The sequence below is a fragment of the Mycolicibacterium thermoresistibile genome (assembly GCF_900187065.1).
Classification (GTDB): domain Bacteria; phylum Actinomycetota; class Actinomycetes; order Mycobacteriales; family Mycobacteriaceae; genus Mycobacterium; species Mycobacterium thermoresistibile.
This window is the reverse complement of record NZ_LT906483.1, coordinates 3,672,323-3,697,283: the sequence shown is the minus strand read 5'-3', so window position 1 is coordinate 3,697,283 and position 24,961 is coordinate 3,672,323. Positions and strand designations below refer to the sequence as shown.

Annotated in this window: 23 protein-coding genes and 3 pseudogenes; 12 read left to right on the top strand and 14 right to left on the bottom strand. The window is 64.2% G+C overall.

The features are described 5' to 3' along the window. Positions 1-189 precede the first annotated feature (189 nt). Together CKW28_RS17305 and CKW28_RS17300 are read left to right on the top strand one after the other, a co-directional pair. Positions 190-2,649: a CaiB/BaiF CoA transferase family protein gene (locus tag CKW28_RS17305; protein WP_040545856.1), complete on the top strand. Its 2,460-nt coding sequence runs from the start codon at positions 190-192 to the stop codon at positions 2,647-2,649. Further along, the gene (locus CKW28_RS17300; RefSeq protein ID WP_003923510.1) at positions 2,642-3,247 is read left to right on the top strand and encodes a TetR/AcrR family transcriptional regulator; all 606 of its coding nucleotides are present in this window, start codon (positions 2,642-2,644) and stop codon (positions 3,245-3,247) included. The genes CKW28_RS17305 and CKW28_RS17300 overlap by 8 nt, the downstream gene beginning before the upstream one ends. A gap of 506 nt (positions 3,248-3,753) precedes the next feature. On the opposite strand, the gene CKW28_RS17295 is transcribed toward CKW28_RS17300, so the two are convergent. Continuing rightward, positions 3,754-3,918: an SDR family oxidoreductase gene (locus tag CKW28_RS17295; RefSeq protein WP_328588399.1), complete on the bottom strand. Its 165-nt coding sequence runs from the start codon at positions 3,916-3,918 to the stop codon at positions 3,754-3,756. Positions 3,919-3,980: 62 nt separating this feature from the next. On the opposite strand from CKW28_RS17295, the pseudogene CKW28_RS24200 reads away from it, so the two are divergent. Together CKW28_RS24200 and CKW28_RS17290 are read left to right on the top strand one after the other, a co-directional pair. After that, positions 3,981-4,184 (top strand): annotated as a pseudogene (locus tag CKW28_RS24200) (transposase); the annotation flags it as partial. Beyond that, the gene (locus tag CKW28_RS17290) at positions 4,175-4,798 is read left to right on the top strand and encodes an IS5 family transposase (protein WP_328588361.1); all 624 of its coding nucleotides are present in this window, start codon (positions 4,175-4,177) and stop codon (positions 4,796-4,798) included. The pseudogene CKW28_RS24200 and the gene CKW28_RS17290, both read left to right, overlap by 10 nt. Here the strand turns inward: CKW28_RS17290 and CKW28_RS24435 are convergent. The 6 genes from CKW28_RS24435 to CKW28_RS17265 all read right to left on the bottom strand — a co-directional run bounded on the left by CKW28_RS24435 (position 4,764) and on the right by CKW28_RS17265 (position 8,037). Continuing rightward, a complete protein-coding gene (locus CKW28_RS24435; RefSeq protein WP_061252302.1) occupies positions 4,764-4,970 on the bottom strand; it encodes an SDR family oxidoreductase in 207 nt (68 codons plus the stop codon). The genes CKW28_RS17290 and CKW28_RS24435 overlap by 35 nt on opposite strands. Then, positions 4,967-5,305 (bottom strand): SDR family NAD(P)-dependent oxidoreductase, encoded by a 339-nt coding sequence (locus tag CKW28_RS17280; protein WP_081475570.1) that lies wholly within the window; start codon positions 5,303-5,305, stop codon positions 4,967-4,969. The genes CKW28_RS24435 and CKW28_RS17280 overlap by 4 nt, the downstream gene beginning before the upstream one ends. Beyond that, positions 5,306-5,473 (bottom strand): Rossmann-fold NAD(P)-binding domain-containing protein, encoded by a 168-nt coding sequence (locus CKW28_RS23650; RefSeq protein ID WP_157997573.1) that lies wholly within the window; start codon positions 5,471-5,473, stop codon positions 5,306-5,308. After that, positions 5,470-5,607, bottom strand: coding sequence for a hypothetical protein (locus CKW28_RS17275; RefSeq protein ID WP_003926711.1), 138 nt, complete (start codon positions 5,605-5,607; stop codon positions 5,470-5,472). Before CKW28_RS17275 ends, CKW28_RS23650 begins: the two co-directional genes overlap by 4 nt. 225 nt (positions 5,608-5,832) lie before the next feature. Then, the gene (locus CKW28_RS17270; RefSeq protein WP_003926712.1) at positions 5,833-6,744 is read right to left on the bottom strand and encodes an LLM class F420-dependent oxidoreductase; all 912 of its coding nucleotides are present in this window, start codon (positions 6,742-6,744) and stop codon (positions 5,833-5,835) included. A 231-nt stretch (positions 6,745-6,975) separates the two neighbouring features. Further along, positions 6,976-8,037, bottom strand: a complete 1,062-nt coding sequence (locus CKW28_RS17265) for a hypothetical protein (protein ID WP_003926713.1) — start codon at positions 8,035-8,037, stop codon at positions 6,976-6,978. Positions 8,038-8,966: 929 nt separating this feature from the next. Here CKW28_RS17265 and CKW28_RS17260 point away from each other — a divergent pair. Beyond that, a pseudogene (locus CKW28_RS17260) lies at positions 8,967-9,515 on the top strand (AMP-binding protein); the annotation flags it as partial. A gap of 604 nt (positions 9,516-10,119) precedes the next feature. Here CKW28_RS17260 and CKW28_RS17255 read toward each other — a convergent pair. The 6 genes and pseudogenes from CKW28_RS17255 to CKW28_RS17230 form a co-directional block, all read right to left on the bottom strand. Then, on the bottom strand, positions 10,120-11,277 hold the full coding sequence (locus CKW28_RS17255; protein ID WP_003926715.1) for an acyl-CoA dehydrogenase family protein: 1,158 nt from the start codon (positions 11,275-11,277) through the stop codon (positions 10,120-10,122). A 612-nt stretch (positions 11,278-11,889) separates the two neighbouring features. After that, a pseudogene (locus CKW28_RS24195) lies at positions 11,890-12,150 on the bottom strand (2Fe-2S iron-sulfur cluster-binding protein); the annotation flags it as partial. A 250-nt stretch (positions 12,151-12,400) separates the two neighbouring features. Beyond that, positions 12,401-13,558: an acyl-CoA dehydrogenase family protein gene (locus tag CKW28_RS17245; RefSeq protein WP_003926717.1), complete on the bottom strand. Its 1,158-nt coding sequence runs from the start codon at positions 13,556-13,558 to the stop codon at positions 12,401-12,403. Between the two features lie 171 nt (positions 13,559-13,729). Further along, a complete protein-coding gene (locus tag CKW28_RS17240) occupies positions 13,730-14,887 on the bottom strand; it encodes a thiolase family protein (RefSeq protein ID WP_003926718.1) in 1,158 nt (385 codons plus the stop codon). Between the two features lie 190 nt (positions 14,888-15,077). Then, positions 15,078-15,509, bottom strand: a complete 432-nt coding sequence (locus CKW28_RS17235) for a Zn-ribbon domain-containing OB-fold protein (RefSeq protein ID WP_003926719.1) — start codon at positions 15,507-15,509, stop codon at positions 15,078-15,080. 1 nt (position 15,510) lies between these two features. Continuing rightward, on the bottom strand, positions 15,511-16,692 hold the full coding sequence (locus tag CKW28_RS17230; RefSeq protein ID WP_003926720.1) for a thiolase family protein: 1,182 nt from the start codon (positions 16,690-16,692) through the stop codon (positions 15,511-15,513). A 102-nt stretch (positions 16,693-16,794) separates the two neighbouring features. Here CKW28_RS17230 and CKW28_RS17225 point away from each other — a divergent pair, with 102 nt between their 5' ends. The 4 genes from CKW28_RS17225 (at position 16,795) to CKW28_RS17210 (ending at position 21,228) form a co-directional block, all read left to right on the top strand. Next, positions 16,795-17,253: a MaoC family dehydratase gene (locus CKW28_RS17225; RefSeq protein WP_003926721.1), complete on the top strand. Its 459-nt coding sequence runs from the start codon at positions 16,795-16,797 to the stop codon at positions 17,251-17,253. Positions 17,254-18,118: 865 nt separating this feature from the next. Next, a complete protein-coding gene (locus CKW28_RS17220) occupies positions 18,119-19,276 on the top strand; it encodes a thiolase family protein (protein WP_003926722.1) in 1,158 nt (385 codons plus the stop codon). Beyond that, positions 19,273-20,073 carry a crotonase/enoyl-CoA hydratase family protein gene (locus tag CKW28_RS17215; protein WP_003926723.1) on the top strand — a complete coding sequence of 267 codons (801 nt, stop codon included), beginning with the start codon at positions 19,273-19,275 and terminating at the stop codon, positions 20,071-20,073. The genes CKW28_RS17220 and CKW28_RS17215 overlap by 4 nt, the downstream gene beginning before the upstream one ends. Before the next feature lie 12 nt (positions 20,074-20,085). Then, entirely contained in the window at positions 20,086-21,228 is a 1,143-nt protein-coding gene (locus tag CKW28_RS17210) for an acyl-CoA dehydrogenase family protein (RefSeq protein ID WP_003926724.1), read from the top strand. A 316-nt stretch (positions 21,229-21,544) separates the two neighbouring features. On the opposite strand, the gene CKW28_RS17205 is transcribed toward CKW28_RS17210, so the two are convergent. Then, a complete protein-coding gene (locus CKW28_RS17205) occupies positions 21,545-22,285 on the bottom strand; it encodes a fasciclin domain-containing protein (RefSeq protein ID WP_003926725.1) in 741 nt (246 codons plus the stop codon). Between the two features lie 226 nt (positions 22,286-22,511). On the opposite strand from CKW28_RS17205, the gene CKW28_RS17200 reads away from it, so the two are divergent. The 3 genes from CKW28_RS17200 to CKW28_RS17190 are packed head-to-tail and all read left to right on the top strand — an operon-like array spanning position 22,512 to position 24,942. Continuing rightward, positions 22,512-23,036, top strand: a complete 525-nt coding sequence (locus CKW28_RS17200; protein WP_003926726.1) for a gamma carbonic anhydrase family protein — start codon at positions 22,512-22,514, stop codon at positions 23,034-23,036. Between the two features lie 44 nt (positions 23,037-23,080). Further along, complete coding sequence (locus tag CKW28_RS17195; RefSeq protein ID WP_003926727.1) at positions 23,081-24,238, top strand: NAD(P)H-binding protein; 1,158 nt, start codon at positions 23,081-23,083, stop codon at positions 24,236-24,238. After that, on the top strand, positions 24,238-24,942 hold the full coding sequence (locus CKW28_RS17190; RefSeq protein WP_003926728.1) for a CPBP family intramembrane glutamic endopeptidase: 705 nt from the start codon (positions 24,238-24,240) through the stop codon (positions 24,940-24,942). The genes CKW28_RS17195 and CKW28_RS17190 overlap by 1 nt, the downstream gene beginning before the upstream one ends. Positions 24,943-24,961: the final 19 nt, after the last annotated feature.

Genomic DNA, 24,961 nt, shown 5'->3' with positions numbered 1-24,961 from the left:
AGGCGCAAGTGGTGAAAAATTAATTTTCACAAAGTCTAGGTTCGTGCTGGGTGTTCTGTCAATACTGGTTGCGCAGAAAAGCCTCGCTGTCCTACAGTGGCTCAACCATCAGCGAGCGATATGCGTCACAGCGCGGGGCGTATGCTGTGGCGTATTGCGGAAATGTTCTTTTCAAAGGAGTTGCCTCGAATGGTCGCTATCTCTGGCTCCCATGCCGCCCCCGAACCTAGCGCGCCGCTGGCCGGTATCCGCGTCGTCGACCTGTCCACCACGTTGCCCGGCGCATTCTGCACGCAGTTCCTTGCAGACTCTGGTGCGGACGTGTTGATGGTGGAACCGCCTGAAGGCAGCCCGGTGCGCACATTGCGCGGCTGGCCGGCGTTTGGGCGGGGCAAGCGCAGCCGGGTCCTCGATCTCAAGGCGCCCGGAGGTGTGACTGAACTCGACGAGGTGCTCCGCGGCGCCGATGTCATGGTCACGACGTTCAGCCCGGCTGCACTCACCGCGCTTGGGGTCGACTCGAATGCCTTGTCGGAACGCCATCCCCGCTTGGTGAGCGCGCACATCACCGGCTGGGGACGTAGCGGCCCCTGGCGCGACCTCAAGGGCTACGAGGGGCTTGTGCTCGCCAAAGCCGGGTTCTCACACGCGGTGCGCCGGATGGCTCAACCTCCGCGTCCGTCGTATGTCGCGACCCCATATGCGAGTTACGCCGCTGGGCATATCGCAGTGCATGGCATTCTGGCCGCGCTGCACGAGCGGGAACATAGCGGACTCGGTCAGATCGTCGACGCCGATTTGGTCCGTGGTGTGCATGCGATCGACGCCTGGACCTGGTTCGGGGAGCTCGTCGGCATTCGCTGGCCGGAGGCGTACAGCAGCGTTGAGGCCTGGACTGAGCAGGGCACCCCGCAGAGCCCGATGTTGCTTGCCCTGTTGGCGGCGCCGACCAAGGACGGACACTGGCTGCAGTTCGCCCAGGTCCAACCCCACCTGTTCACCGCGATGCTTACAGAGTTCGGGGTAATGGAACTGCTTGAAGACCCGAAGTGGAAGGGCTTTCCGACACTGGAGAGTCCAGACCTTTATCGCGAGTTCTGGTCGATTCTGTTGTCGAAGGTCGGTGAACGGACGCTCGCGGAATGGCAGCAGCGTTTCGATGAGAATCCGGATCTCTGTGCAGAGATTTTCCGGTCTGGGCATGAGGTCTTCGACCATCCTCAGTTGTTACACGAAGGACGCTCGACGATAGTCGAGGACCCCGAGGTCGGACCGGTCCGGCAACCCTCGACCCTTGTCCACACCAAGGGTGGTCCGCTAGGGCAGCCGTTACCGGCGCCTCGGTTGGGTGACGCCTCAGGAGGGTGGTTGCAAAACCCTCCGGTCGCCGATTTCTCTGAAAACCGCGAAATGACGACACCGCCGTTAAGCGGGATCACGATTCTCGAGTTCGGTGAGATGTTCGCGGCGCCCTACGCGTCCAGCGTGCTGGCCGATCTCGGCGCCCGCGTGATCAAGTTCGAGAACATCAAGGGCGACAACATCCGAAGCCTTCTGCAGTTTCCGGAGGCGGCTGGTGCGAAGGTGATGCAAGGCAAGGAAAGCATCCAGGTCGACCTGCACACCGACGAGGGACGGGCGGTTGCTCATCGGCTCGTAGCGTCGGCCGACGTGGTGCTGCAATCCATGCGCGCCGGCGTGGCCGATCGACTGGGTATCGGCGTGGAGGCGTTGCGCGCCATCAATCCGGACGTGATCTACGTCTCGGCGGGAGGATACGGCGTCGACGGACCCTACGCTGCCCGGCCGGCGTACGCGCCGAGCATCAGCGCGGCAGGTGGGGTGGCGTTGACCAACACACCCGATGCCGAATATGCGACGTCATCCCTCGACGAAGTCATGCAGCACGTGCCCCGTATCACGACGGCCGGTACGTCAGCGGAGTTGCAGAGCGACGGTCTGGCGGCGCTGACCGTGGCGTCGGCGATCCTCGCCGCGCTCGTCGGCCGCGATCGGGGCCGACCGCTTTACGACGTGCGCACCTCGATGCTGGCGACCGTAACCCACGTGGTGAGCGATTGGCTGGTCGATTACGCGGATGCCCCTGCGGCGGCTGTGCCAGTGCACGACGGGAACGGGTTGTCGGCACTGTACCGAATCTATGGCGCCAGCGAGGGGCGCATCTTCCTGGCCGCGCCGCAGCCCAAGGAGTGGCCGGCGCTCGTCGACGCGTTGCGCGACTTCACCGACCTGGATGAGGAGCGTTTCGCCACACCGGACGCTCGTGCGGCGAACGACGACGCGCTATCCGCGCGGCTTGAGGCGGTGTTCAGCAAGGAGCCGGCCGCCTTCTGGGAGAAGCGTTTCGGGGCCGCGGGAGTCGGATGCGTCGAACTCTACGAGGGCGCTCCGGCACGCCTGATCCAGACAGATCCGCAGCTGGCGGCCGAATACGCCGTGTCTGCCGTCAGCCCCATTTTCGACGAACACCTGCGACTAGCGCCACTGGTCGGACTAAGCCGTTCCAAGACCACGGCGCGAGCTGGTTGCTTGGCCGGCCAGCACACGTCCGCGGTGCTGCGGGAGTTCGGCTACGATGACGCGACAATCGCGGAGTGGCAGGATGCCGGTGTAATCAACTGTGGCTGAGACACGAACGGTCGATCGCTCATCGGAGCGGCAGCACATAATCGACGCTGCCTACCGATGTTTGGATCGCAACTCCGGGTCGTCGGCATCCATCACCGAGATCCTCGATGAGGCCGGTCTAGGGACGCGGGCCTTCTACCGAAACTTCAGCACCAAACACGATCTTCTGTTGGAGATGTTTCGTCGGGATCGGGAGGCGGTGCAGGCGCAACTGCGGGAGGCTGTGGCGCGCGCCCCGACCCCGGTCGAGGCGCTGCGGTCGTGGATGACGCATATGTTCGAGCTTGTGTCGAATCCGCGCAAGCGCAGGAGGGTAGCCACCCTCTACTCGGAGGAAATGCGGCGCACTCCAGGCTACGTCCGGGAACTCGAACTCGTCACAGCAGCCGATCAAGCATCAATCGCGGCGATCCTGCACCGCGGTAAAGCCGAGGGAATTTTCACCGCGTGTACACCGGAGGCGGATGCTCGCTCGATACACGCGGCTTTCGAGGCCGCGCTTCTCGACCGGTTCCACCAGAAGTCGACAACAGACGCCGCCGACGAGGTCGAACATCTCTTGGCCTTCTTCCTGCGTGGTCTGGGCGTCGCCACCTGATAGCCGTTGAACCACGCGGATATGCCGCCGTGAATGATGGGCGTCGTAGACGCCCACTGATCAGCTGAACCCCAGTTGGCTAACCGTGGCGCAGGGCCGGTGCCAGCAGCAGTGGTAGCTCCTCCGACTCCTACCGGCGGTTATGACCTCCTCGCCGGCAACGAGGCTATGTTGACGACGGTTGAAAATTAGTGTCGTGAATCGTTGGTTCGCCGGCAGCAGTCAGCGCTTCGAAGATTCGGTTGGCGATCTTGATCCGTCCGTAGGGGCGTGGCTTGTCGTTTCAAGGGCCCGGCAGCGTCGGAAACATAGACTGGGTCTTTTCATCGATGCGCAATTCCATTACCCGCTCCGGCAGAGTTCAGATACAGCGCCACGGTGATGTTCATCGGCGAACGACCTGCTGCACGTAAAGCGGCTGTTGGCACCGGTTTTCCGCGTCAGACAGCCCGGCAGCTCCAGTACCGACGATGACCACAGTACCGACGATGACCACGCGTGTTCGCTCATGACTCCGTGCCGGCCTTCGTCGGAAGCGGAGGCGCGATGCCAAGCGAGCTGCCGCCATCGACGGCCAGTACTACGCCGGTAACGAATCCGGCGTCGTCGGAGGCCAGTAACAGCGCTGCCCGGGCGACGTCCCACGCCGTTCCTTGCCGGCGCATCGGGATTACTGACCGTTTCAGAATGAGTTCGGCGTGGTAGATGGCGTTCCGGGACGGTTTCGGGCACCGTGTCGAGAGTGTCTGTTGATCTTGTTCCTGACGATCTGTGGGAGCGTGTAGCTCCGCTGCTTCCGCCCAGATCTGCCCGCCGGTTCCGGTTTCCGGGGCGCAAGCCGGTCGACGACCGGGTCGCCCTGGCCGGCATCATGTTCGTTCTGCGCACCAACGTGGCCTGGCGTGATGTGCCGGCAGAGACGATCGGGTGCAGCGGAGTGACCTGCTGGCGCAGGTTGCGGGAGTGGACCGAGGCCGGGGTGTGGCCGCGGCTGCACGAGATGCTGCTCGCGGAGCTGCGAGCCGCCGGGTTGCTCGAGATGGACGACGTCGCCGTCGACGGCTCGCACGTGCGGGCCCTCAAAGGGGGGATCACACGGGACCCTCACCGGTCGATCGCGGCCGCACCGGCAGCAAGCACCATGTGATCGTCGACCGGCACGGAACCCCTCTTGCGGTGTCGCTGACCGGCGGAAACCGCCACGACGTCACTCAACTGATGCCGCTCGTCGAGGCGATCCCCCGTATTCGAGGCCGGCGGGGCCGGCCGCGGAATCGGCCCCGCCGGTTGTTCGCCGACCGAGGCTACGACTACGACAAGTACCGAAACCTGCTTCGCGAAAAGGGGATCACCCCGATGATTGCCCGCCGAGGCGCCGCGCATGGCTCCGGGCTCGGCAAGGTCCGCTGGGTCGTCGAGCGGACCTTCGCTTGGTTGCACCAGTTCAAGCGTCTGCGAACACGTTCCGAGGTACGAGCGGACTTGCATCAGGGGCTGCTCGAACTCGCGTGCAGCATCATCTGTTTGAGGCGACTGCGGAGATCATTCTGAAACCGTCAGTTAGAGCGGACCGGCTCGCGACGACCTCGTCGCGGCTCTGACCGGTGGCACGCACCACCTCGTCGACCCCCAAAGGGGTGTCGACCATGCCCGGTGCGATGCAGTTCACGCGGACGCGCTGCGGCGCGTATTCCAGTGCCAACGATCGCGTCAGCGCGTTCACCGCTGCCTTCGTCGTCGAGTAGCCGATGGCTTGACCCCCGCAATCAGCCCTGCCAGCGACGAGATGTTGATGACTACGCCATTGCCGCTGTCGCGCAACAGTGGAAGGAAGAATTTGATGCTCTGCCACATGCCGGTCAGGTTGACGTCGACGACGCGCTGCCACTCGGAGACCGGAAGGACCTCGGTACGCTCAAGGGACACGATGCCGACATTGTTATGCAGGATGTTCACCGTCCCCAGCCGGTCAGCTGCCGCGGTGGCGAGTTCGGCACAGTCGCGTTCGCTGGTGATATCTGCACGGTAGCAATGCGCGGACCCGCCCTCGGCACAGATCTACTCCACGGTGTCCTCGGCAGCGCGCAGATCTCGGTCTACCACCAGAACTCGAGCACCTTCCCGGGCGTACAGCAGTGCGGCGGCGCGCCCGTTGCCGATGGTTGCGCCCGAGGTCTGTCCACCCCCGACAACGACGGCGGACTTGCCGGCCAGTTTCCCGTTCACGCGAAGCTCCAGCGCGGACACAATGGGGTGGCGTCATCGACGTTGCCGGCTTCGGCGTCCGGCGGGTTCTCATTCAGCAGGATGACGACCCCGTCGTTCTCCCGCCGGTCAAGCACGCTCGGTGCGGCGAGCACGCACTGGGTCGCTCCGATCCATCTCTCTTCTTGGATAGTGATCTGTGCACCATTGTTCGCTTCAATAAGCTAACGCACCGAAATCTACAACCGGACTGTCGCGTTGAATAACTTCGCCCGGTGTCCGCAAGGCGAATTACCCCGTCTTGACGAATGATCCATAGCCATGTGTTCCTCTGACTTACACAGAAGTCGTGACATTCTTGAGAATCAAGCCGTGTCCGGTCACGATCGGATGAAAATTTCTCCGAACGCGCCGATGTAGTCCAGCGCAGCGCTTGGACTCGAGGCGTCGACGCGAACTGCCATCCAGGTGGCACCCTGACGTTCGAGTTCTTTCATGTCTTCGGCCGCGCGGGAAACGGCGGTGGCGTCATCGAGATCGATGACGTGCTGCTCGACTTGGATATCGACATCCGAGGGATCCCGCCCGGCAATTTCGAGCTGATCCTGAAGTTCGCGGACCGCCGCGCCGAATTCGACGTAGTTGCTCAGAGTTTGCGTTCCGATCGCCGACGTGAGCTCGGGGGCAGCGATAACCGGCATCCAGCCACGGCCATGCTGGACCACCCGTCGACGCGCCGCTGCGCTGTTGCCACCGATCCAGATCGGTGGATGCGGCTTCTGCACGGGAGACTGCGTGCACACTGGTCCGACGGCACCGAAAGCGGCGCCCTTTCGGGGTTCTTCCGGGTCGGTCCAAATGGCACGCAACGCCGCTAACGATTCGTCGAGAAGGGCGCCCCGGCGGTGAAAGTCCACACCGAGGGCCGCGAACTCCGACCGCAGGTATCCCGTCCCGGCTCCTACGATCAAGCGTCCCCCGGACACGACGTCGATGCTCGCGAGAGCTTTTGCAGCCAGGTAGGGATTGCGAAAGGGCAGGATGATCAGATTGGTCATCAGCCCGATAACGTCGGTCACACCCGCCATGAACGAAAGTGCGGCAGTGGGATCCAGGGTGTCGTGCCCGCCGTGTTGGCGCCACTTGACGGAGGGCGCTGGGTGCTCGCTGACTGCCACCGCCCGGAATCCCGCCGCTTCCGCCGCCGTCGCGATCGTTCGAATTGCCGACGGGGTGAAGAAGTCTCGCGAATCCTGGGCTAACTCACCGGGATACTGAAGCGTGAACTTCATCGACGCTTCTCTCCGTTGGCGTGCGGGGCCATGGCGTTTGTCAACAGGCCTGACATCGCGATTGTGTGCTCGAGCACTTGTTCTCCGTAACTAGGGGGTTGTGCCGGCCTCGGGATTCCTCACGCTGAGCGCCGGCGCCACGACTGTGCCGGCTAGTGGAATTGTGTCGCTCCACTAGACCGGCACAGCCGGGTTGACATGATTCCGGTATGTTATCCGCCGTCGCGGCGCTCAGTTGACGGCAAGCGGGATCGGGTAGATACCGTTTTCAATGTACGTGCGTACATCCTTGATCTGGATGACGCCTTCGGGTGTGCTGATCGTTCCGTTGGCTCGGCACCCCAGTCCGTAGTAGGAGATGATCGATTCGGCTTGGCAGTAGGAGTACATAAAACGGCCGTACGCCTCGAGGACCACTGCGACCGTAGTGTCCTCGGACTTCATCATCAGCGACATCTTCGACGGAATCGATTGACCTGTACGCGGATCCGTCCAGAATGCGAGTTCGGTGACCTCGATCTGACCCTCGCCGAAGTCGCTGTGGTTATTGTTGATGGTGATCTGACCAAACTCCACACCGGTGGCCTCCTTGATGAAGGCGAAGACCCGCAAGTCCTCATCAAGGACGGTGATGTAATAGTGACGCGACTTCCGGGCGACATTAGCGCCGTGCACCCACTGATCGCCGATAATGACCTTCTGGTGCATTCCGAGGCCGCGCTGCAGCTCGTACGATTCGCCACCTGAGGAGACGGTCCCCTCAACCCAAAGCGGCTGCTCGATCCCAGCCATCCCGTTCGTCTCCAGATCGGAGAACGCGCCCAGGGAACGGGCCGCTTCGCAGAGCCCACCCATCGTCACATCGAAGTGCACCCCTGCGTGCTCACCCTCGATCGACCAGTATGGGACGTCAGCTGTCGTGACAATGTTACCTTCCGTCCAGATCACCTTGTTGCCGTCGCGAGTGACCTCGAGGGGCGTTGGCCGAACGGGGTCGGAGCGCACGCCGACGTAGTCGTTGTCTTCCAGTCCTTTGGTCCGCTGCGATTTCGGCAGCGCCATGAAGTTCGTCTGTCGCAGCGGAGCGGGTTTTCCGCCCCACGCTTCGCCGTCGACGTTGAAACTCAGGCTGATTGCGTAGATGTCATGATCGTCCGTCTCGCCGGTGACCAGGTACGCGCTGTCCTCGATCAGATGGATACCCGTGAAGTGGGGTTCGCCCAATTTGTCGCGGTAACTGAGCGTCTCCTCCGGAAGCACGTCGCTGATGGCGGGTCGCCGGGTGTTCGTCACAAGGACTCCTCTCGTTGTATGTACTGCGGAAGGGATTTCGTTGTATGTACTGCGGAAAGGATTCTGCGTTCTAGAAGTACGTGATTGCCGGACCGCAAATCCGATTGAACGCATTCTGTTTTCGTACACTGAGATTTCAGTGACACTGGTCACGGTAAGCGACGTCACACCGGAAGTCAACCGTAGATTGGATAACTTTTCGGCTCGGTCGACATCGTTCGGTATGCGCCAGTTAGGCTGCACAGCAACAGTTTTCGTGGGGCGGCCCCGCTCGGCGTCAGCCGGGCTCACGGATGAGGTTGGGGAAGGGGAACGCGCGAGGCGTCATCCGTGATGAGCATGCGAAGCGAGAAAACGGCTAGGTCATCGCCGCCTGAGACGTTTTGGGCTGCCGGCGACATCTGGCGGGGGAGGACCGATGAGTCAACCTCCGGTGCCGGCTGTGTCTGACGAATATAGTGCAGAACGCGTGCTGCGCAATAATTTCCGGCGATATAGAGGCCTAGGGGCTTGATGGTTCGAACATCGCCGGATGGGCCGCCCAGCTGAAGTCGGCCGTTGAAACCTTGGGTGGCAGCCGGTAGTGGTTCATTGGTACGGCGAACTCCTCGAAGCGAAAGGTGATACCGCACGTCCGCAGATAACGCGATCCTTGGTGGCAACGAGCTTGGGGAACCGCGGTTCTGTCGCCAGCGGAGCCAAGGCCACACCGCTCGCCGTCTCATGGGCATCGGCACGGTTCACGATCGGGTCGAGCGGCTCCGGAGCCCCGTCTCGAGTGGGAAGCGGTCTGCATGCCGCCCGAGCGGAAGGATTCCGACGCCGGTCGCCGCGCTGTCTGGGGCGCGCATAAACCTCCTTGGGTGAAGTGGACATCCGACAGTTTCTAAGAGTATAACTGTATATCGGATTAGCGGAGGGTTATGGCGTTGGGTATTTCATTGCTGCTCGATATGGCCGTATCGGACGACCCGGACCGGGTGGCGGTTGTCGATGGTGAGGTTCGGCTGAGCACCACCGAGCTTGGCGCGCTGGCCAGCGGGGGAGCCGCCGTTATCGCGGATTCCGGCGCCCAGCACGTGGCATACGTCGGGACCGGTGGCGCAATGCTGCCGTTGGTGATTTTCGCTTCAGCGCGGGCGGCGGTGCCCTTCACGCCGCTGAACTACCGGTTGAGTGCCGAGGGTCTGCACCAACTCATCGACCGGCTGCCGAACCCGCTGGTGATCGCTGATGGCGAATACGTCGACATGGTGGTCGGCGCCGGAAGGCAAGTGCAGCGCTCCGATGAGTTCCTCGCCGCCGCTCGCGCGGCCAATCCCGTCGAGGAGTTCGCCGACCCCGACGACGTCGGCATCGTGCTGTTTACGTCTGGCACGACGTCGCGCCCGAAGGCCGTCGAACTGACCCACAACAACCTGACGAGTTATGTCACGGGCACGGTCGAGTTTGCGTCCGCCGATGTTGAGGACACCTCGTCGCGGCGTTGCCGCGCGGCCAGAGCCTGATGAATCGGTTCCGGAGCAGGTGAATCGACAGTAGCCGGTCCGCCCACGCTACAGCCGACGACGTGCACCGCGTCGGAAGGTAACGGCGGGCCGGCATCCGCGCACGGTGCGTCATCTTCGATGATGGCGAGCACGGGCGTACCGGCGTCGACTAGTCCGCGTTGCCAAGACACCTCGGTAGAAAAGTGGAACATGTTGCCGCGACGAACGAGTCGAGCCAGCAGAACGGCGGGGCGCAGTATGTCCCTTAGCATTGCAGGGGTCGCGCTCAGCCGAGCTGGCACAAAGCGCGCGTTTGGTGCGGTCAAGACATCCCGCACGCCCCATCCCGGCATCAGTGCAACGATGTCAGCAAAGGCATCTGCTTCGATACCCGTGGGTGCCGATGGCAGCCAGCCCAGGACGAGCCGTATCCCGCCGATTTCTCGCGCTACCGAACTGAGCACCGCCCAGAGCGAAGTTCCGTCGTCGATGCGGTGCGGCGCCCCGACGCCGTCACCAACCGCCACGGTGATGTTGGACCGTAGGTGGCGACGCAATGCGCTACTTAGCGGAGTCCCGGCCAAATGTACTGTCACCGTGGCTCTTTAGGTAGACCTAATACCCGCTCGCCAAGGATGTTGCGCTGAATTTCGCTGGTGCCGCCGAGGATCGTTTGCGCGCGGCCCACTAACATAGCGCGGACGAGTTCGGCTTCCTCCGAACCGCCGCTGGGGTCCACGCAGGCGTCGGTGCCGAGCACGTCGGTAGCCAGGTCGCCGAGGTCGCGGTCGGTCTCCGATGTCATTAACTTCAGCACCGAAAATGCCGAGGACTGCAGGTCACTTTCGTCGATAGCGCGCTGCCACGTGTAACGCAGCAGCCAGATCCGTATCCAAAGTCTGATCATGGCCCGCATTAGCGTTGGGTCCAGCGCGTCGCGGGCGCGCGCCGCTTGGACCAGGCGATGGTGCAGTTCGAACATCACGACGGCGTGCGAGCCTAGCGTCAACCGCTCACGGCCCAAAGTCACCATGGCGATCCTCCAGCCTTGTCCAGGCTCTCCGATCAGCGCATCGGCAGGTAGGTCGACGTTGTCGAGGAAAACTTCGTTGAACTTGCTCTCGCCGTCCATCTGCTGCAGTGGACGCACCGAAACGCCCTCGGCATCCATCGGTACGACGAACATGCTGAGGCCGCCGTGCGACTCCGGGCCGGTGCGGGCAAGCAGCAGGCCGAACTTCGCGGAGTTGGCGCCCGAACTCCAAACCTTCTGTCCGTTGATGCGCCAACCGCTGATGGTCTTCTCTGCCTTGGTGCGTATCCCCGCCAGATCCGAACCCGCATCCGGTTCGGAGAACAGTTGGGTCCAGATATCGTCACCTAGCCGGATAGGCTCGAGATAGCGGGCTTTCTGTTCTTCGGTGCCGAACTCGATCAAAACAGGGCCGACTAGGTCGATAGCTGTGATTGCCAATTGCCGCGGCACCGCTGCCCTGGCACATTCCTCGGCAAAAGTGGCCTGGAATGCTACCGAAGCATCGGCTCCGCCGTGTCGGACGGGCCAGTGTAGGCACACGTAGCCGTTGGCCGCGAGGAACTTGTGCCAGGCCCGCCCAGGGGCGATGTCGTCGGCCGTCGGCGTGGGCCCGTAGTTGCGGAGACCCTGAGGCTTGGGGGCGTTCGCGAGGAACTCACGGAACTGCGCTCGCAGTTCCTCGATATCCTCGGCTACGTCGGAGGTGGTTACCACATCATCTTCCGTTCAAGTAGTTGTCGTACTCATGTCAGGTTCGTTCAACGCACCGAGCCGACGCGTCAACAGCCTCACTGTCGCGCCGTCACCCGGCGCACGGTCTCCGGTGCATGATGAAGGCGTAAACACGTCGGAGAACGAAAGGCGATTGAGAAGGGCGGATCTCCTCGCCGTCTGCACGCGCAAGAAGTTGGGGGGAACTCTGCAGCGGGCACGCCGGTCTCCTCACCGACCAATCAGTCAAACAGTTAGTGGATTCAGGATAGTCTAGTGCAGCGGCGTTAGGCAACAAAGCATGGACTGGTTGCCGCACAGCATGTTCGGCCGCGAGAGGGCAGGCGCGACCACTCCATGTTGTGTGGACAGACGATGGCGAGGTTCCTCACCACATTGGTCACGCGATGCCGGCGCGCCGAATCGTGCGGGTGAAACATCGGTTCGATGACGGATGCTGTAAGCCGAAACCGTTAGAAGCGAGGCGCTTAGCGTTCTACCCGCATCGCTTCCCTGGCGGTACACGGCCTGTACGGACCAGCAACAGCAGGCAAAGGTGCGCGTCGATACTCTCCGCACGTCATCTCGGGCGGGATGAGTCGCCCGCTGCACGATTCATTCGTCGTAGTTGATTTCTACGGCAGCCGACGCGGACAGCGCCTGGCAAGTAAGTATCAGCCCGTCGTCCAGGTCCGACTGATCGAGTACGTCATTGGTTTCCATTTCGACCGCACCGCGGGCCTTCGTCACCGCACAAGCGCCACAGTGGCCTTCGCGGCACGCGAACGGCACATCAAGACCCTCGTCCAGAAGCGCATCGAGGAGCTTCGTGCCACGCGGCCACCGGATTTTGTGTTGTTGGCCTTCGAGCTTGACCACGATGGAACTGTCGGCGCACTCCTCGGACGCCTCATCGAGCACCGGCTCAACCCAAGTCATCGCATCAGCGCTTCGGGCATCACGGCGCCGCTGGGAGAAGGCGATTGTCTGATAAATGCCGTATCCGGGTAGAGGATAATGAACCGACCCAGGCCGAGTACCCCCCTCGGCCGCAACGTGACTTCCCTTGTCGGAGGGGAAGGCCGGCCGAGGTGGGCCGGCCTCGCACAAAACTTGGTGAACTCCCTCATCTTTTTGCATTTCCTCCTGTGAAGATGCCTGACTCGAGGGCTAGCCGGTCCCAGTGTTCGCTAGGTTTGCCGAACAGCACCTCGTCGGTGCGCGCCCGCCGCAGATAGAGGTGCGCCGAATCCTCCCAGGTGAACCCGAGCCCACCGTGGATTTGAACGTTCACGTGCGCAGCGCCCTGCAACGCTTCCGAGCACACCGCTTTGGCCATGCTGGCGTACCACGTCGACTCACCGGTTAGGCCGTCGTCCATGGCTTCAAGTGCGGCTTGGGATGCGGAGCGGGCCCACTCGAGGTCAACCAGCGTATCGGCGCACTTGTGCTTGACGGCTTGGAAGCTGCCAATGGGCCGGTTGAATTGGTGACGCGTGCGTGCGTACTCAGTTGAGATCTCCAGCAGCCGCTCGCATGCCCCGACTTGTTCGGCGGAGAGTACTGCCATCGTCAGATCCATTGTTCTCGAAACCAATTCGGGTATCGATTCGCGGCGAGACACCAGGGTCGCCGGTGCGCTGGAGAAGGTGATCGTGGCCATCGGTCGGGTGTGGTCGAGGACTTGCTCGTCCTTTCTAAAAACCTCCGGAGCCATCGCATCGAGCACGAACAGGGCTGGTACCTCGCCGATGGTTGCCACCACCACCAGATCATCGGCCGCACTGCCATGGAGGATGTGCCGGGCGGTGCCAGTTAGCACCCACCCTGCCGTTGACTGCTCGGCGGTGACTGGTATCGCATCGGGCCGCCAGAGGCCGCCGTCACTGGTGATCACCGCCGCGGCCGTGCGGGATCCTTCGACCAGTCCCGCCAATCGCCGGTCCACTTCCGGTTGTTCGGTTTGCGCGGCCACAAGTAGCGTTGTGGCCAGCACTGCTGATGCGACGAACGGTACAGCGGCCAGTGAGCGTCCGAGTTCGTGGGCGACTGCTCCCAACGCCGAGGCACCGTATCCGGCCCCACCGAGATTCTCCGGCAAGGCGATCGCGGTCACGCCCACCTGGCTGCACAGCACAGTCCAGAGTTCGGCGTCAAAACCCTTGTGCTGATGTATGCCGTTATAGGCCACCGCGCGCACTCGTTCCTCCGAGGACAGCCGCTCACAGGCCGCTCGGACAGATTTGGCGAGCTGCTGCCGTTCATCGATGCTCAGCGTCGTCATCGAGGACCTCCTGCGATCGATTCTTCAAAATTGAGTTCGGTGACTTCGTTCAGGCCATCGACAGGCGTCGACGGGCACGTTAAGCCAGTCGGGCTGCATCAGTCTGCGTTGGTCGAGGAGTGCCGATCCTCGTCGAGAGAAATGTCTTGGCCGCCAAATGTGGTGCGGCTTCTACTTCGACAAGATGGCAACGGCTGCAGTTCCGGGTGAGCCGTAGAGCTGGGCCAATGCCACGCGTGGATCGTTGGGCACCTGGCGATCGCCTGCCGTACCCCGCAGCTGGTGGACCAGCTCGTATACCTGCCGCAGGCCCGACGCGCCGACCGGCTCCCCATTGGCGAGCAATCCGCCGTCGGTGTTGATCGGTAGACGGCCACCGATATTCGTCGCCCCCTCGCGCAGAAGAGCCTCCTGCTCACCGTCCTTGCAAAGTCCGGTCTCGGCCATGTGAATGATCTCTGAGCCAGCGTCGGTGTCCTGAAGCTGCGCCACGTCGACATCCTCAGGGCCGATACCGGCAAGTTCGTAGGCGGCCTTAGCGGCTTCGGCGGTGGTGCCGGGGACGATCGGCAGCTCGATCGACGTGCGTAATAGCTCGTAGGCGCCTTCCTGCCGGCTACGAAGCGCGGTCGCCCGCAGATAGATGGGGCTGTCGGTGTAACGCTTGGCGACGTCAGCCCGACAAATGACTACGGCCGCGGCGCCCTCGTTGGGGTTGCAGTACATGTATTGGCGCAGTGGGGCATTGACCACCGGTGAGCTCAGAACCGTCTCGAGGCTCATCGCGTTGCGTCGCCAGGCATGGTCAGTGAGGGCTCCGTTCGAGAAATTCTTGACCGCGATCCGGGCAAGGGTTTCTTCGCTGATCCCCCAGTCGTGCATGTACCGCATGATCTTGGTGCCGAAATAATGCGTTGTGAGGAACATCCCTTGGTCGCCGTACCATTGCGGCAGCCCCGCGACCGACGGATCCGCTCCGAAAGCGCCCCGTGGGTGCTTGTCTAGGCCGACGCCGACCGCGATGTCCACTTCCCCCAACTGGACGTCGCGCGCCGCGAGCGTGAGCAGCGAGTTACCGGTGGCGCAGCCGCTCAACGTTGCGCGGGCGGGAATGCCGGTCATGCCAACCAGGCCAGTGACTGCTTCGGGGTTGGCGACTTCGAGGCTGCCTGCGTAAAGACTGCCGACTTCAGTCCACCCCACGCCAGCATCGCGGAGTGCGCGTCCGATCGCGACCGCACCCATTTCGAGCGCCGACCGGTTTTCGTAACGGCCGAACGGGTGGATACCGACGCCGATGATTGCGATATCTGCGTTACTACTGCTCATGGGTACTCCTTCGCCGGACGGCCGAGTGGATTAACACGTGCACAAAAGCTTAACTATTTAATGGATTAAAGGTCGGAGGCCTTGCATGTTCCGGTGAGACCGTTCATCGCGGCGTGCTCACCGGGGTCTGGCGCTGCAGCGATGCAATCACTGCTCCGGGTGGTGGTGTACGGCGTCATCGCGCGCGTTGTCAAGTTTCCCTCGGCCGGAATGCGAAAGTGAGCAACTCTTCGCCCGTTTCAGTTACGAAGACCGTTGTGGTGCTCACCATCTCCTGACCTATTCGCAGCTCCCAGGCTGAAGCTCCGATAATCAGCGTCTCGACGAGCACACGTCCGTCGAGTTCGATGAAACCGACGATGTACGGCTGGAAGACGTCGGGCGAGCGGTTGCCTTTGTACGGCAACGGGGGCGCGAACTCCTGCGTGGTGAACGTGTAGAGCATGCCCTCGGTGGCCAGCTCGACAAGTTCGATATCGTCCTGGATTGCCGGGTTGGCGTCGTGAAATTCGGGCCGCTCGGCGGGGAATTTCACCACACCCGTCGACCGCCGCCGCGATCCCAGTAGTATGGCCCGTTCGCCGTCGACCCGGAACAGATTCTCTGCGATGAGTTGAGTCATGTTATGCCACCTCGATTAACATTGCCGCTCCCATTCCGCCGCCTGCGCACATCGACAGGACTCCGAGTCCACCACCGCGGCGGCGCAACTCGTAGATTGCCGACGTCACCATCCGCGCTCCAGTGGCCGCGATCGGGTGGCCCAGGCTGATACCGGATCCGTACACGTTCACGATCTCCTCATCGAGACCGAGTTCTCGGGCGCAGGCCACCGACTGGGCAGCGAACGCCTCGTTGATCTCAAAGAGCGCGACGTCCTTGATCTTGCGACGGGCGAGGTCGAGCGTCTTGAGAATGGCCGAAATCGGGCCGCTGCCGGTGCATTTCGGTTCGACGCCGACCGTCGCCCACGACAGCACGTTAGCCAGGACGGGATGATTGGTGCCGGGCCTGGCCAGTGCGACCACAGCTGCAGCATCGTTGATGCCCGACGAGTTCCCGGCCGTCACCGTGAAGCCCTCGATTTCCGGGTGAAGCACCTTTAGCCCGGCTAGCACATCTCGGTTGGTGTCGCGGCGCGGATGCTCGTCCTGTGCAAAGACGGTCGTCGATCCGTCGGCCTGCGGCACCTTGACTGGCACGATCTCGTCGACGAATAGGCCGGCATCGATTGCCCTCACCGCGCGCTGATGGCTGCGCAGCGCCCATTCGTCTTGGTCCTCGCGGGTAACGCCGTACTGGACTGCGCAGTTGTGCCCCACCGTGATCGACATGTCCAGGGCGGGCGCGTCGTCGGTCGGTGGATGTGAGAACGGCAACCACGGGTCCTCATAGTCTTCCGGCGCTGTACCCGAGGTAAAGGGCTTGCGCTTGCGCATTGTCGGTGTGGTTGAACACGACTCCATGCCCCCGGCAAGCACGGCACGGCTCATTCCGGCGGCCACCTGCCCTGCAGCCATCGCGATCGCGGACAGGCTCGAGGCGCACTGCCGGTTGACGGCTATCCCTGGAATCGCCGTCAGGCCCAGGTTGACAGCGATATAGCGGGCGCTGTCCCCGCCGCCCTGCAGGCTTTCCGCAAGCACAAGGTCGTCGAAGTCGACCGCCTCCATGCCTGACCGCTCGACCGCCGCCGCGACCACGGGTTCGGCCAGTTCGATGGCAGACATGTTCGCGAGCGTGCCCCTGCGCGCGGTGCCGATAGCGCTGCGGGCGGCGGCCACGATTGCGGCGCGCGATGTCATATTTCTCCCGGGGTCGTCGGACAGGCCCAAACGGGCGCCTTTGGTACTTTTGCAGAGTATACCGTTAAATAGATATAGATTTGGCGGTTGGCAGGAGTTTGCATGAAAACGATCGGTTCCGTCAATGAGGCGCTCAAGGCGATAGGCGAGGAGCTCGGTGTCAGTCGGTGGTTCGAGGTGGACCAGGCACGCATCGACCAGTTCGCCGAGCTCACCGTCGATCACCAGTGGATCCACGTGGATGTCGAGCGAGCGAAAAGCCAAAGCCCTTTCGGCGCGACGATCGCACACGGCTTTCTGACACTCTCGCTGATCCCCGGGTTGAGCAAGGACAACTACCGCGTCGAAAACGCCAGAATGGGCCTCAACTACGGGCTGAACAAGGTCCGCTTTCTGGCTCCGGTGATCGCGGGTAGCCGAGTCCGAGTGCGCTCGGAAGTCGTCGATGCCGTCAAGGTGGGGGATGACACGGTGAACTTGATCGTGCGGCACACCGTCGAAATCGACGGATCCGTGAAGCCGGCCGCCGTCGCCGACTTGATCGTGCGGTACGTGTTCTGATGTCCACAACGCTTCGGTGTGGGGCGGACTGCCGAATGCCCGGCCGCGGAGAAGCCCGGTGGCACCCTGATTGGTGACGCCTCGACGGCGCTGGGCGATCGGTCACCGACAACCCCGACTGTTTCCGATGTGATCGCCTACCGGCTGTCGGACTGCGAGGGTGGCGCCCGCCCAATTGCGGAGTGTGCGGTGGTGTGGGACGAAGGTGGCGTCCGGTATCAGGACCGCGTCGCGACCTTGAACTCAAGCGGTCAAACTTCCCGAGGTCACACGGCAGCCTTGCCGACTGAGTGGAATTATCCTCGCTACGGTGAGCTTTCCGCCTTCGCCGCAATGGGATCCGTAACGTCCCACACTGGGGCGGCCGTCAATCGTTTCTTGTGCCGACGAATTCGCGTCGATCGTCGTCGAACTTGCGGCGTTGCCGAGGCTGTATGTATCGGAGGTGGGACGCCACTCAGATATGACCACTGTGAGGAGTTTGTCAATAGTGGCGCAACCGGCGATCTTGTTCTCTGCGCACACCACGACGACCTCGCAGGCCTGATCCTCCTATGCGGTACTACAGGCCATCGAAGTGCGGCATCTTTCGCAGAACGCCAGCAGTGGCAGGTCACGTTCACGATGGACGCCGGGAAGCGTGCGAGTTCCAACCGACCCGTGTTCAGGAACATGCCGACGTGCCGTCCCCCGTCATGCCGCGGGTGGTGAGGCCTCGACCGAGGTAAGCCGCGCAATCGCGGCCTTGTCCGGGTGACTTACGCCGACGCCACTAATCAGTAGGTTGACCTAGTAAACCAAGTCGAGCTAGTTTCTGGTATCAACCCGGTGTCGGGTTCATAAATCATCTTGAAGGAGTAAGTCCATGGCGGAAGCCGTCATCGTCGAAGCCGTACGCTCACCGGTCGGTAAGCGCAACGGTGCGCTCTCCGGGGTGCATCCCGCAGAGTTGTCCGCCCAGGTGCTCAACGAGCTGGTGCAGCGTGCCGGCGTCGACCCGGCGCTGGTCGACGACGTGATCTGGGGCTGCGTCATGCAGGCCGGTGAGCAGGCGCTCGACATCGCGCGTACCGCGGTGCTCAGCGCCGGCTGGCCCGAGACCGTCCCGGGTGTCACCGTGGACCGTCAGTGCGGTTCCAGCCAGCAGTCGGTGCACTTCGCGGTGGCCGGTGTGGTGGCCGGGCACTATGACGTCGTCGTCGCCGGCGGTGTCGAGTCGATGTCGCGCACCCCGATGGGGTCGTCGCTGGCCAACGGCGGCAACCCGTATCCGGAGGCCTTCAAACAGCGCTACAGCCAGACCCCGAACCAGGGCATCGGCGCCGAGATGATCGCCGAGCAGTGGGGCTTCAGCCGCACCCAGCTCGACCAGTTCTCGCTGGACTCGCATGAGAAGGCCGCCGCCGCGCAGGACGCCGGCGCGTTCGACGACGAGATCATCGGCATCAAGACCAAGGACGAGGACGGCAACGAGACCGTCGTCCTCAAGGACGAGGGCATCCGCCGCGGCACCACGCTGGAGAAGATGGCCCAGCTCAAGCCGGCGTTCAAGGAGGACGGCGTGATCCACGCCGGCAACTCCAGCCAGATCTCCGACGGCTCGGCCGCGCTGCTGATCATGACCGCCGAGAAGGCCAAGGAGCTCGGTCTCAAGCCGATCGCCCGGGTGCACACCGCGGTGCTGGCCGGCGCCGACCCGGTCATCATGCTGACCGCGCCGATCCCGGCCACCCAGAAGGCGCTGAAGCGCTCCGGCCTGTCGGTCGACGACATCGGCGTGTTCGAGGTCAACGAGGCGTTCGCCCCGGTCCCGATGGCCTGGCTGAAGGACATCGGCGCCGACGAGAAGAAGCTCAACCCCAACGGTGGCGCGATCGCGCTGGGTCACCCGCTGGGCGGCTCCGGTGCCCGCATCATGACCACGATGCTGTACCACATGCGCGCCAACGGGATCCGGTACGGCCTGCAGACCATGTGCGAGGGCGGCGGTCAGGCCAACGCGACCATCCTCGAACTGCTGTGACCGAGACCGTCACCGCCCCCGGCGCTCTGGCCGAGCGCCGGGGGAACGTCCTCATCATCACCATCAACCGGCCCGAGGCCCGCAACGCGATCAACGCGTCGGTGAGCATCGCGGTCGGCGATGCGCTGGCCGCCGCGCAGGCCGACCCGGACATCCGGGCGGTGGTGCTCACCGGGTCCGGCGACAAATCGTTCTGCGCCGGGGCCGATCTCAAGGCGATCGCCCGCGGGGAGAACCTGTTCCACCCCGACCACCCGGAGTGGGGTTTCGCCGGGTACGTGCGCCACTTCATGGACAAGCCGACGATCGCCGCGGTCAACGGCACCGCGCTGGGCGGCGGCACCGAGCTGGCGCTGGCCAGCGATCTGGTGGTGGCCCGGGAGAGCGCCGTGTTCGGTCTGCCCGAGGTCAAGCGCGGCCTGATCGCCGGTGCCGGCGGGGTGTTCCGCATCGTCGAGCAGCTGCCCCGCAAGGTGGCGTTGGAGCTGCTGTTCACCGGGGAGCCGATCACCGCCGCCGAGGCGCTGCGCTGGGGGCTGATCAACGAGGTCGTGCCGGACGGCGCCGAGCTGGACGCCGCCCTGGCGCTCGCCGAGCGGATCACCGTCAACGCCCCGCTGGCGGTGCAGGCCAGCAAGCGGGTGGCCTACGGCGCCGAGAACGGCACCGTGCCCGGTGACGAGAACGGTTGGAAACTGACCAACCGCGAGTTCTCGACGTTGCTCAAGACCGAGGACGCCAAGGAAGGCCCGCTGGCGTTCGCCGAGAAACGCGAACCAGTTTGGAAGGCAAGGTAAGCCAGGTAGGCCATGAAACGAACCGTATACGAACCAGAACATGAGGCGTTCCGCGAGACGGTGCGGGAGTACATCGAGCGTGAGCTCGTTCCCCACGCCGAGAAGTGGGAGACCGAACGCATCGTCGACCGCTCGGCCTATGTGGCCGCCGGCAAGTACGGGCTGATCGGGTTCAACATGCCCGAGAAGTACGGCGGCGGCGGCACCGACGACTTCCGGTTCAACGCCGTCATCGATGAGGAGATGGCCAAGGCCGGGGTGCCCGGCCCGGCGCTGAGCCTGCACAACGACGTCGTCGCACCGTATTTCAACAATCTGTGCACCGAGGAGCAGAAGGAACGCTGGATGCCCGGCATCGCCAGCGGCGAGACGATCATCGCGATCGCGATGACCGAACCCGGCGCCGGCAGCGACCTGGCCGGTATCCGCACCTCCGCGGTGCGCGACGGTGACGACTGGATCATCAACGGATCCAAGACGTTCATCTCGTCGGGCATCAACTGCGACCTGGTCGTGGTGGTGTGCCGCACCGATCCGGAGGCCGGCCACAAGGGCTTCACGTTGTTCGTCGTCGAGCGCGGCATGGAGGGCTTCACCCGCGGCCGCAAGCTCGACAAGATGGGTCTGCACGCCCAGGACACCGCCGAGCTGCACTTCGAGAACGTGCGGGTGCCCCACGCCAACCTGCTGGGCAAGGAGGGGCACGGCTTCTACCACCTGATGCAGAACCTGCCCTCCGAGCGGCTCTCGATCGCGATCAGCGCGATCGCCGGGGCGCGGGCGACCTGGCGCGAGACCCTGCAATACGCCAAGGACCGCAAGGCGTTCGGCAAGCCGATCGGCAGCTTCCAGCACAACCGGTTCCTGCTGGCCGAGATGGACACCGAACTCGAGGTGTCCGAGCAGTACATCGACCGGTGCCTGCAGGCCGTCGTCGACGGGGAGCTGACCGCGGTGGAGGCCGCCAAGGCCAAGTGGTGGTGCACCGAGGTGGCCAAGAAGGTCGTCGACCAGTGCGTGCAGCTGCACGGCGGCTACGGCTACATGATGGAGTACCGGGTGGCCCGTGACTTCGTCGACGGTCGCATCCAGACGATCTTCGGCGGCACCACCGAGATCATGAAGGAGATCATCGGCCGCGACCTCGGCCTGTAACCTTCACGAGCAGTCGCAGAATCCCCCGAGATCGCGTGCAACGTGCGATCTTCGGGGGATTTTGTGTCTCCTCGGCAGTGGGCGTTGTGGCGAGTGTGCTGCCGCTGCGATGGGTGTGCGGTGGTGGATTCGAGCGTGCCGGTACGGTGCGATTACGCCGGAAATCCCGCAGCGGCAACACTTTCAAATCCGCGCGTGCACACTCCCAGCAGGGCTCGCACTCGAAGCGTCGCCCGCACCCTCGACGGGCCGAAACCCCCGCAAATGCGACGAGCAGGCCCCCGACATCGTCGAGGACCTGCTCGTCGGCGTGAAATCAGGCGGTCGGATCCTCCGCCGGCAGCGCCTGCTCCGACGAGTCAGACGAGCCGGACGAGTCAGACGAATCCGACGACGAATTCGTGGACGAGCTGCCCGGGGTGATCGGATCCGGCGCCTGGGCCGGGTCGAGCACCTTGTCGATCAGGTAGATGCGCGCATTGGCGGCCTGGATGCCACCGCACACCACCTCGGCGGTGTCGTTGACGGTGATGTCGCCGCCCTCACCGGTGACCTTGATCTCGGCGCCGTCCTGCGTCGGGCGCTGCCCCTTGACGGTGTCCGGGCCGAGCAGACCGAGGAACGCGTGGTAGTAGCCCAGCTGGGTCAGCGCGGCCGGATCGGCGGCCAGCGCGTCGAGTTTGCCGGCCGGCAGTTCCTCGAACGCCTCGTTGGTGGGCGCGAACACCACATACGGGCCGTTGTTGAGCACCGGAACGATGTTCACCTCGGGATTGAGCTGACCCGAGATCGCCGAGTTGAACGTGCTGATCTGCGGGATGGCGGCCAACGCGTCCCCGACCGGCACCCGGGCGAGGTTCTTGAAATCGGAAACCTCCGCCTTGAAGGCGTCACAGCCGGGCCCCTCCGGATCGGGGATGTCCGCCGTCACCATGAGGTCGGGGGCGGGGGTGGGCGGATCGCCCGGTTCACCGTGGGCGGTGCCGGCCAGCGGCAGCGAAAACGCGATCGCCGCCGCACCCGTCACGGCGCCGAAAACCTTGGTCCGAGTCTGCACTGTTCTTTTCTCCAACATGTCGGGTCGCTGAACCATCAGGTAGCCGACAGCGACGTGTTCCTCATGACTCCCCGAAGTCACGGCGCCGGATACGGCACCGCTTTGGGATGGTAAAGGCACCGCTCGTCGGCCTCAAAGTCACCGCCGACGTCCAGATCGCCCCGACGGTGCGGCGCATCCCACCCCAGCAGCCGTCTGACCTGCGCCGCCGCCTAACATGACGCGCATGCCTGAGCCCCTCATCGTCGCCCTGGGCGACCATGCCCCGCAGCTGCACCCGGAGTCCTGGGTGGCGCCCACCGCCAGTGTGATCGGGCAGGTCAAGCTGGCCGCAAAGGTCAGCGTCTGGTACGGGGCCACGCTGCGGGCCGAGGCCGAACCCATCGACATCGGAGAGGGCACCAACATCCAGGACGGCACCACCATCCATGTCGACCCGGGTTTCCCGGTGACGGTGGGCGCCGCGGTCAGCGTCGGACACAACGCCGTGCTGCACGGCTGCACCGTCGAAGAGGGTGCGCTGATCGGGATGGGCGCGATCATCCTCAACGGCGCGGTCGTCGGCGCCGGTTCGCTGGTGGCCGCCGGCGCGCTGGTTCCGCAGGGCTTCGTGGTGCCGCCGCGGTCGCTGGTGGCCGGAGTGCCGGGCAAGGTGCGCCGTGAGCTCAGCGACGACGAGGTGGCCGCCAACCGGTTCAATTCGCAGGTGTATCAGGGCCTGATCGAGCCGCATCGCACGGCCAACTCATAGGCCGGCTGAGGTTGTCCATGCGGAACCCGGGGTACAGGCCTACGGTGAAGAACCTCCGCGTCCTTGTCACCGGCGCAACCGGCTACGTCGGATCCCGGCTGGTCACCTCGCTGCTGGCGGCCGGTCACGACGTCGTCGCCGCCAGCCGCAACCCGAGACGCCTGACCGATTTCGGTTGGTACGACCGCGTCACCCCGGTCGCGCTGGACGCCCACGACGAGGATTCGGTGTCCGCGGCGCTGGCCCGGGCCGGGTCCGGGGCCCGACCCGTCGACGTCATCTACTACCTGGTGCACGGCATCGGCCAGGACGGATTCCGGGAGGCCGACAACCGCGCCGCGGCGAACGTCGCCGCGGCGGCGAAGTACGCCGGTGTGCGGCGCATCGTCTATCTCGGCGGCTTCGTCCCGGACGGGGAGGCGTTGTCGGAACACCTGTCCTCGCGGGCCGAGGTCGCCCACGCACTGCACGTCGACGGCGGCGCCGACGTGGTGTGGCTCGGCGCGGCGATGATCATCGGCGCCGGGTCGACGTCGTTCGAGATGCTGCGTTATGTCGGCGACCGGTTCCTGGTGTTGCCGTTGCCGGAATGGTCGGCCAACCCGATCGATCCGATCTCGATCAGCGACGTGCTCTACTACCTGGTCGCCGCCGCCGACGCGGACAGCGTCCCGGCCGGGGCCTACGACATCTGCGGGCCGGACACCACCACCTACGGCGATCTGTTGCACACCTATGCCCGGATCGCCGGGAAGTGGCGCGCCGATCTGCCGATCCGCGGGGTGGACACCGCGGTGGTGTCCCGGCTCAGCGCTGCGATGCTGCCGGTCCCGGGCGGGTTGGCCGCCGATCTCGTCGAGTCGTTGGACTATCCGATGGTCGCCTCGGCGGACCGGTTGCACGGGCTGGTCCCGGATCCGCCCGGCGGGCTGGTCGGCGTCGATGACGCGATCGCGCGAGCGCTGTCGAGTCGTGAGGCCAGACCGGTTGACGATTTGCTGGATCCCCATCACCTCGCCACCACCGACCCGCAGTGGGCCGGCGGTGATGCATTGCGGATCCAGCGGCTGGCCCGGTCGGTCACCCCGTCGGTGATCCACCCGGCGCTGGGCATGATCGACGTGGTGCCCGGCCCGGTCGCCGGCGCGGTGCGCACCGGGCTGGACACCGTGCTCGGGTTGGCGCCGCGGGTCCTTCCGTGATGACCGACCGCGGCGTGCTACGGGAATTCGGCGACATCGCCCGCACCGTTGCGGTGCCGCATCAGGAGACCCCGGCGGTGGTGCGGCGGCGACGCGTCATCGTCATCGTGGTGCTGCTCATCGGCAGCGGGCTGCTCGCCTATTCGCTCACCCGGCCGCCCGGCGACCAATCGTTCTACTGGCTGACGCTGGTGCTGGCCGCGGTGTGGGCGGTGGGCGCCCTGGTGTCCGGCCCGCTGCACCTGGGCTGTGTGCGGTTCCGGGGCCGCAACCAGCGTCCGGTGATCACCGGGACCGTCGTCGGGCTGCTGCTCGGCGGGCTGTTCGTGGTCGGCGGGCTGATCGCCCGGGAGATCCCGGGCGTCCGCGACTACATCACGCGGGTCCTGGAATTCAGCAACCACGGTCCGCTGCTCCTGGTGGTGTTCATCACCGTGATCAACGGTCTGGCCGAGGAGCTGTTCTTCCGCGGAGCGCTCTACACCGCGTTGGGCACCGCCTATCCCGCGGTGATCTCGACGATCATCTACATCGGCGTCACCTCCGCCACCGGCAACCCCATGCTGGGCTTCGCCGCGATCATCCTCGGTGCGGTGTGCGCGTTCGAACGCCGGATGACCGGGGGAGTGCTCGCACCGATGCTGACCCACTTCTTCTGGGGTCTGATCATGGTGCTCGCGCTTCCTCCGATCTTCGGCGTCTGACGCCGCCGGGGCATCCGAT

Bases quoted from the DNA above. Each gene is read 5' to 3' on its own strand.
- CKW28_RS17305 (WP_040545856.1), top strand. From the start codon at position 190: ATGGTCGCTATCTCTGGCTCCCATGCCGCCCCCGAACCTAGCGCGCCG.
- CKW28_RS17270 (WP_003926712.1), bottom strand. From the start codon at position 6,744: ATGAAGTTCACGCTTCAGTATCCCGGTGAGTTAGCCCAGGATTCGCGA.
- CKW28_RS17245 (WP_003926717.1), bottom strand. From the start codon at position 13,558: ATGACGACGCTGAGCATCGATGAACGGCAGCAGCTCGCCAAATCTGTC.
- CKW28_RS17240 (WP_003926718.1), bottom strand. From the start codon at position 14,887: ATGAGCAGTAGTAACGCAGATATCGCAATCATCGGCGTCGGTATCCAC.
- CKW28_RS17235 (WP_003926719.1), bottom strand. From the start codon at position 15,509: ATGACTCAACTCATCGCAGAGAATCTGTTCCGGGTCGACGGCGAACGG.
- CKW28_RS17230 (WP_003926720.1), bottom strand. From the start codon at position 16,692: ATGACATCGCGCGCCGCAATCGTGGCCGCCGCCCGCAGCGCTATCGGC.
- CKW28_RS17225 (WP_003926721.1), top strand. From the start codon at position 16,795: ATGAAAACGATCGGTTCCGTCAATGAGGCGCTCAAGGCGATAGGCGAG.
- CKW28_RS17220 (WP_003926722.1), top strand. From the start codon at position 18,119: ATGGCGGAAGCCGTCATCGTCGAAGCCGTACGCTCACCGGTCGGTAAG.
- CKW28_RS17210 (WP_003926724.1), top strand. From the start codon at position 20,086: ATGAAACGAACCGTATACGAACCAGAACATGAGGCGTTCCGCGAGACG.
- CKW28_RS17200 (WP_003926726.1), top strand. From the start codon at position 22,512: ATGCCTGAGCCCCTCATCGTCGCCCTGGGCGACCATGCCCCGCAGCTG.
- CKW28_RS17190 (WP_003926728.1), top strand. From the start codon at position 24,238: ATGACCGACCGCGGCGTGCTACGGGAATTCGGCGACATCGCCCGCACC.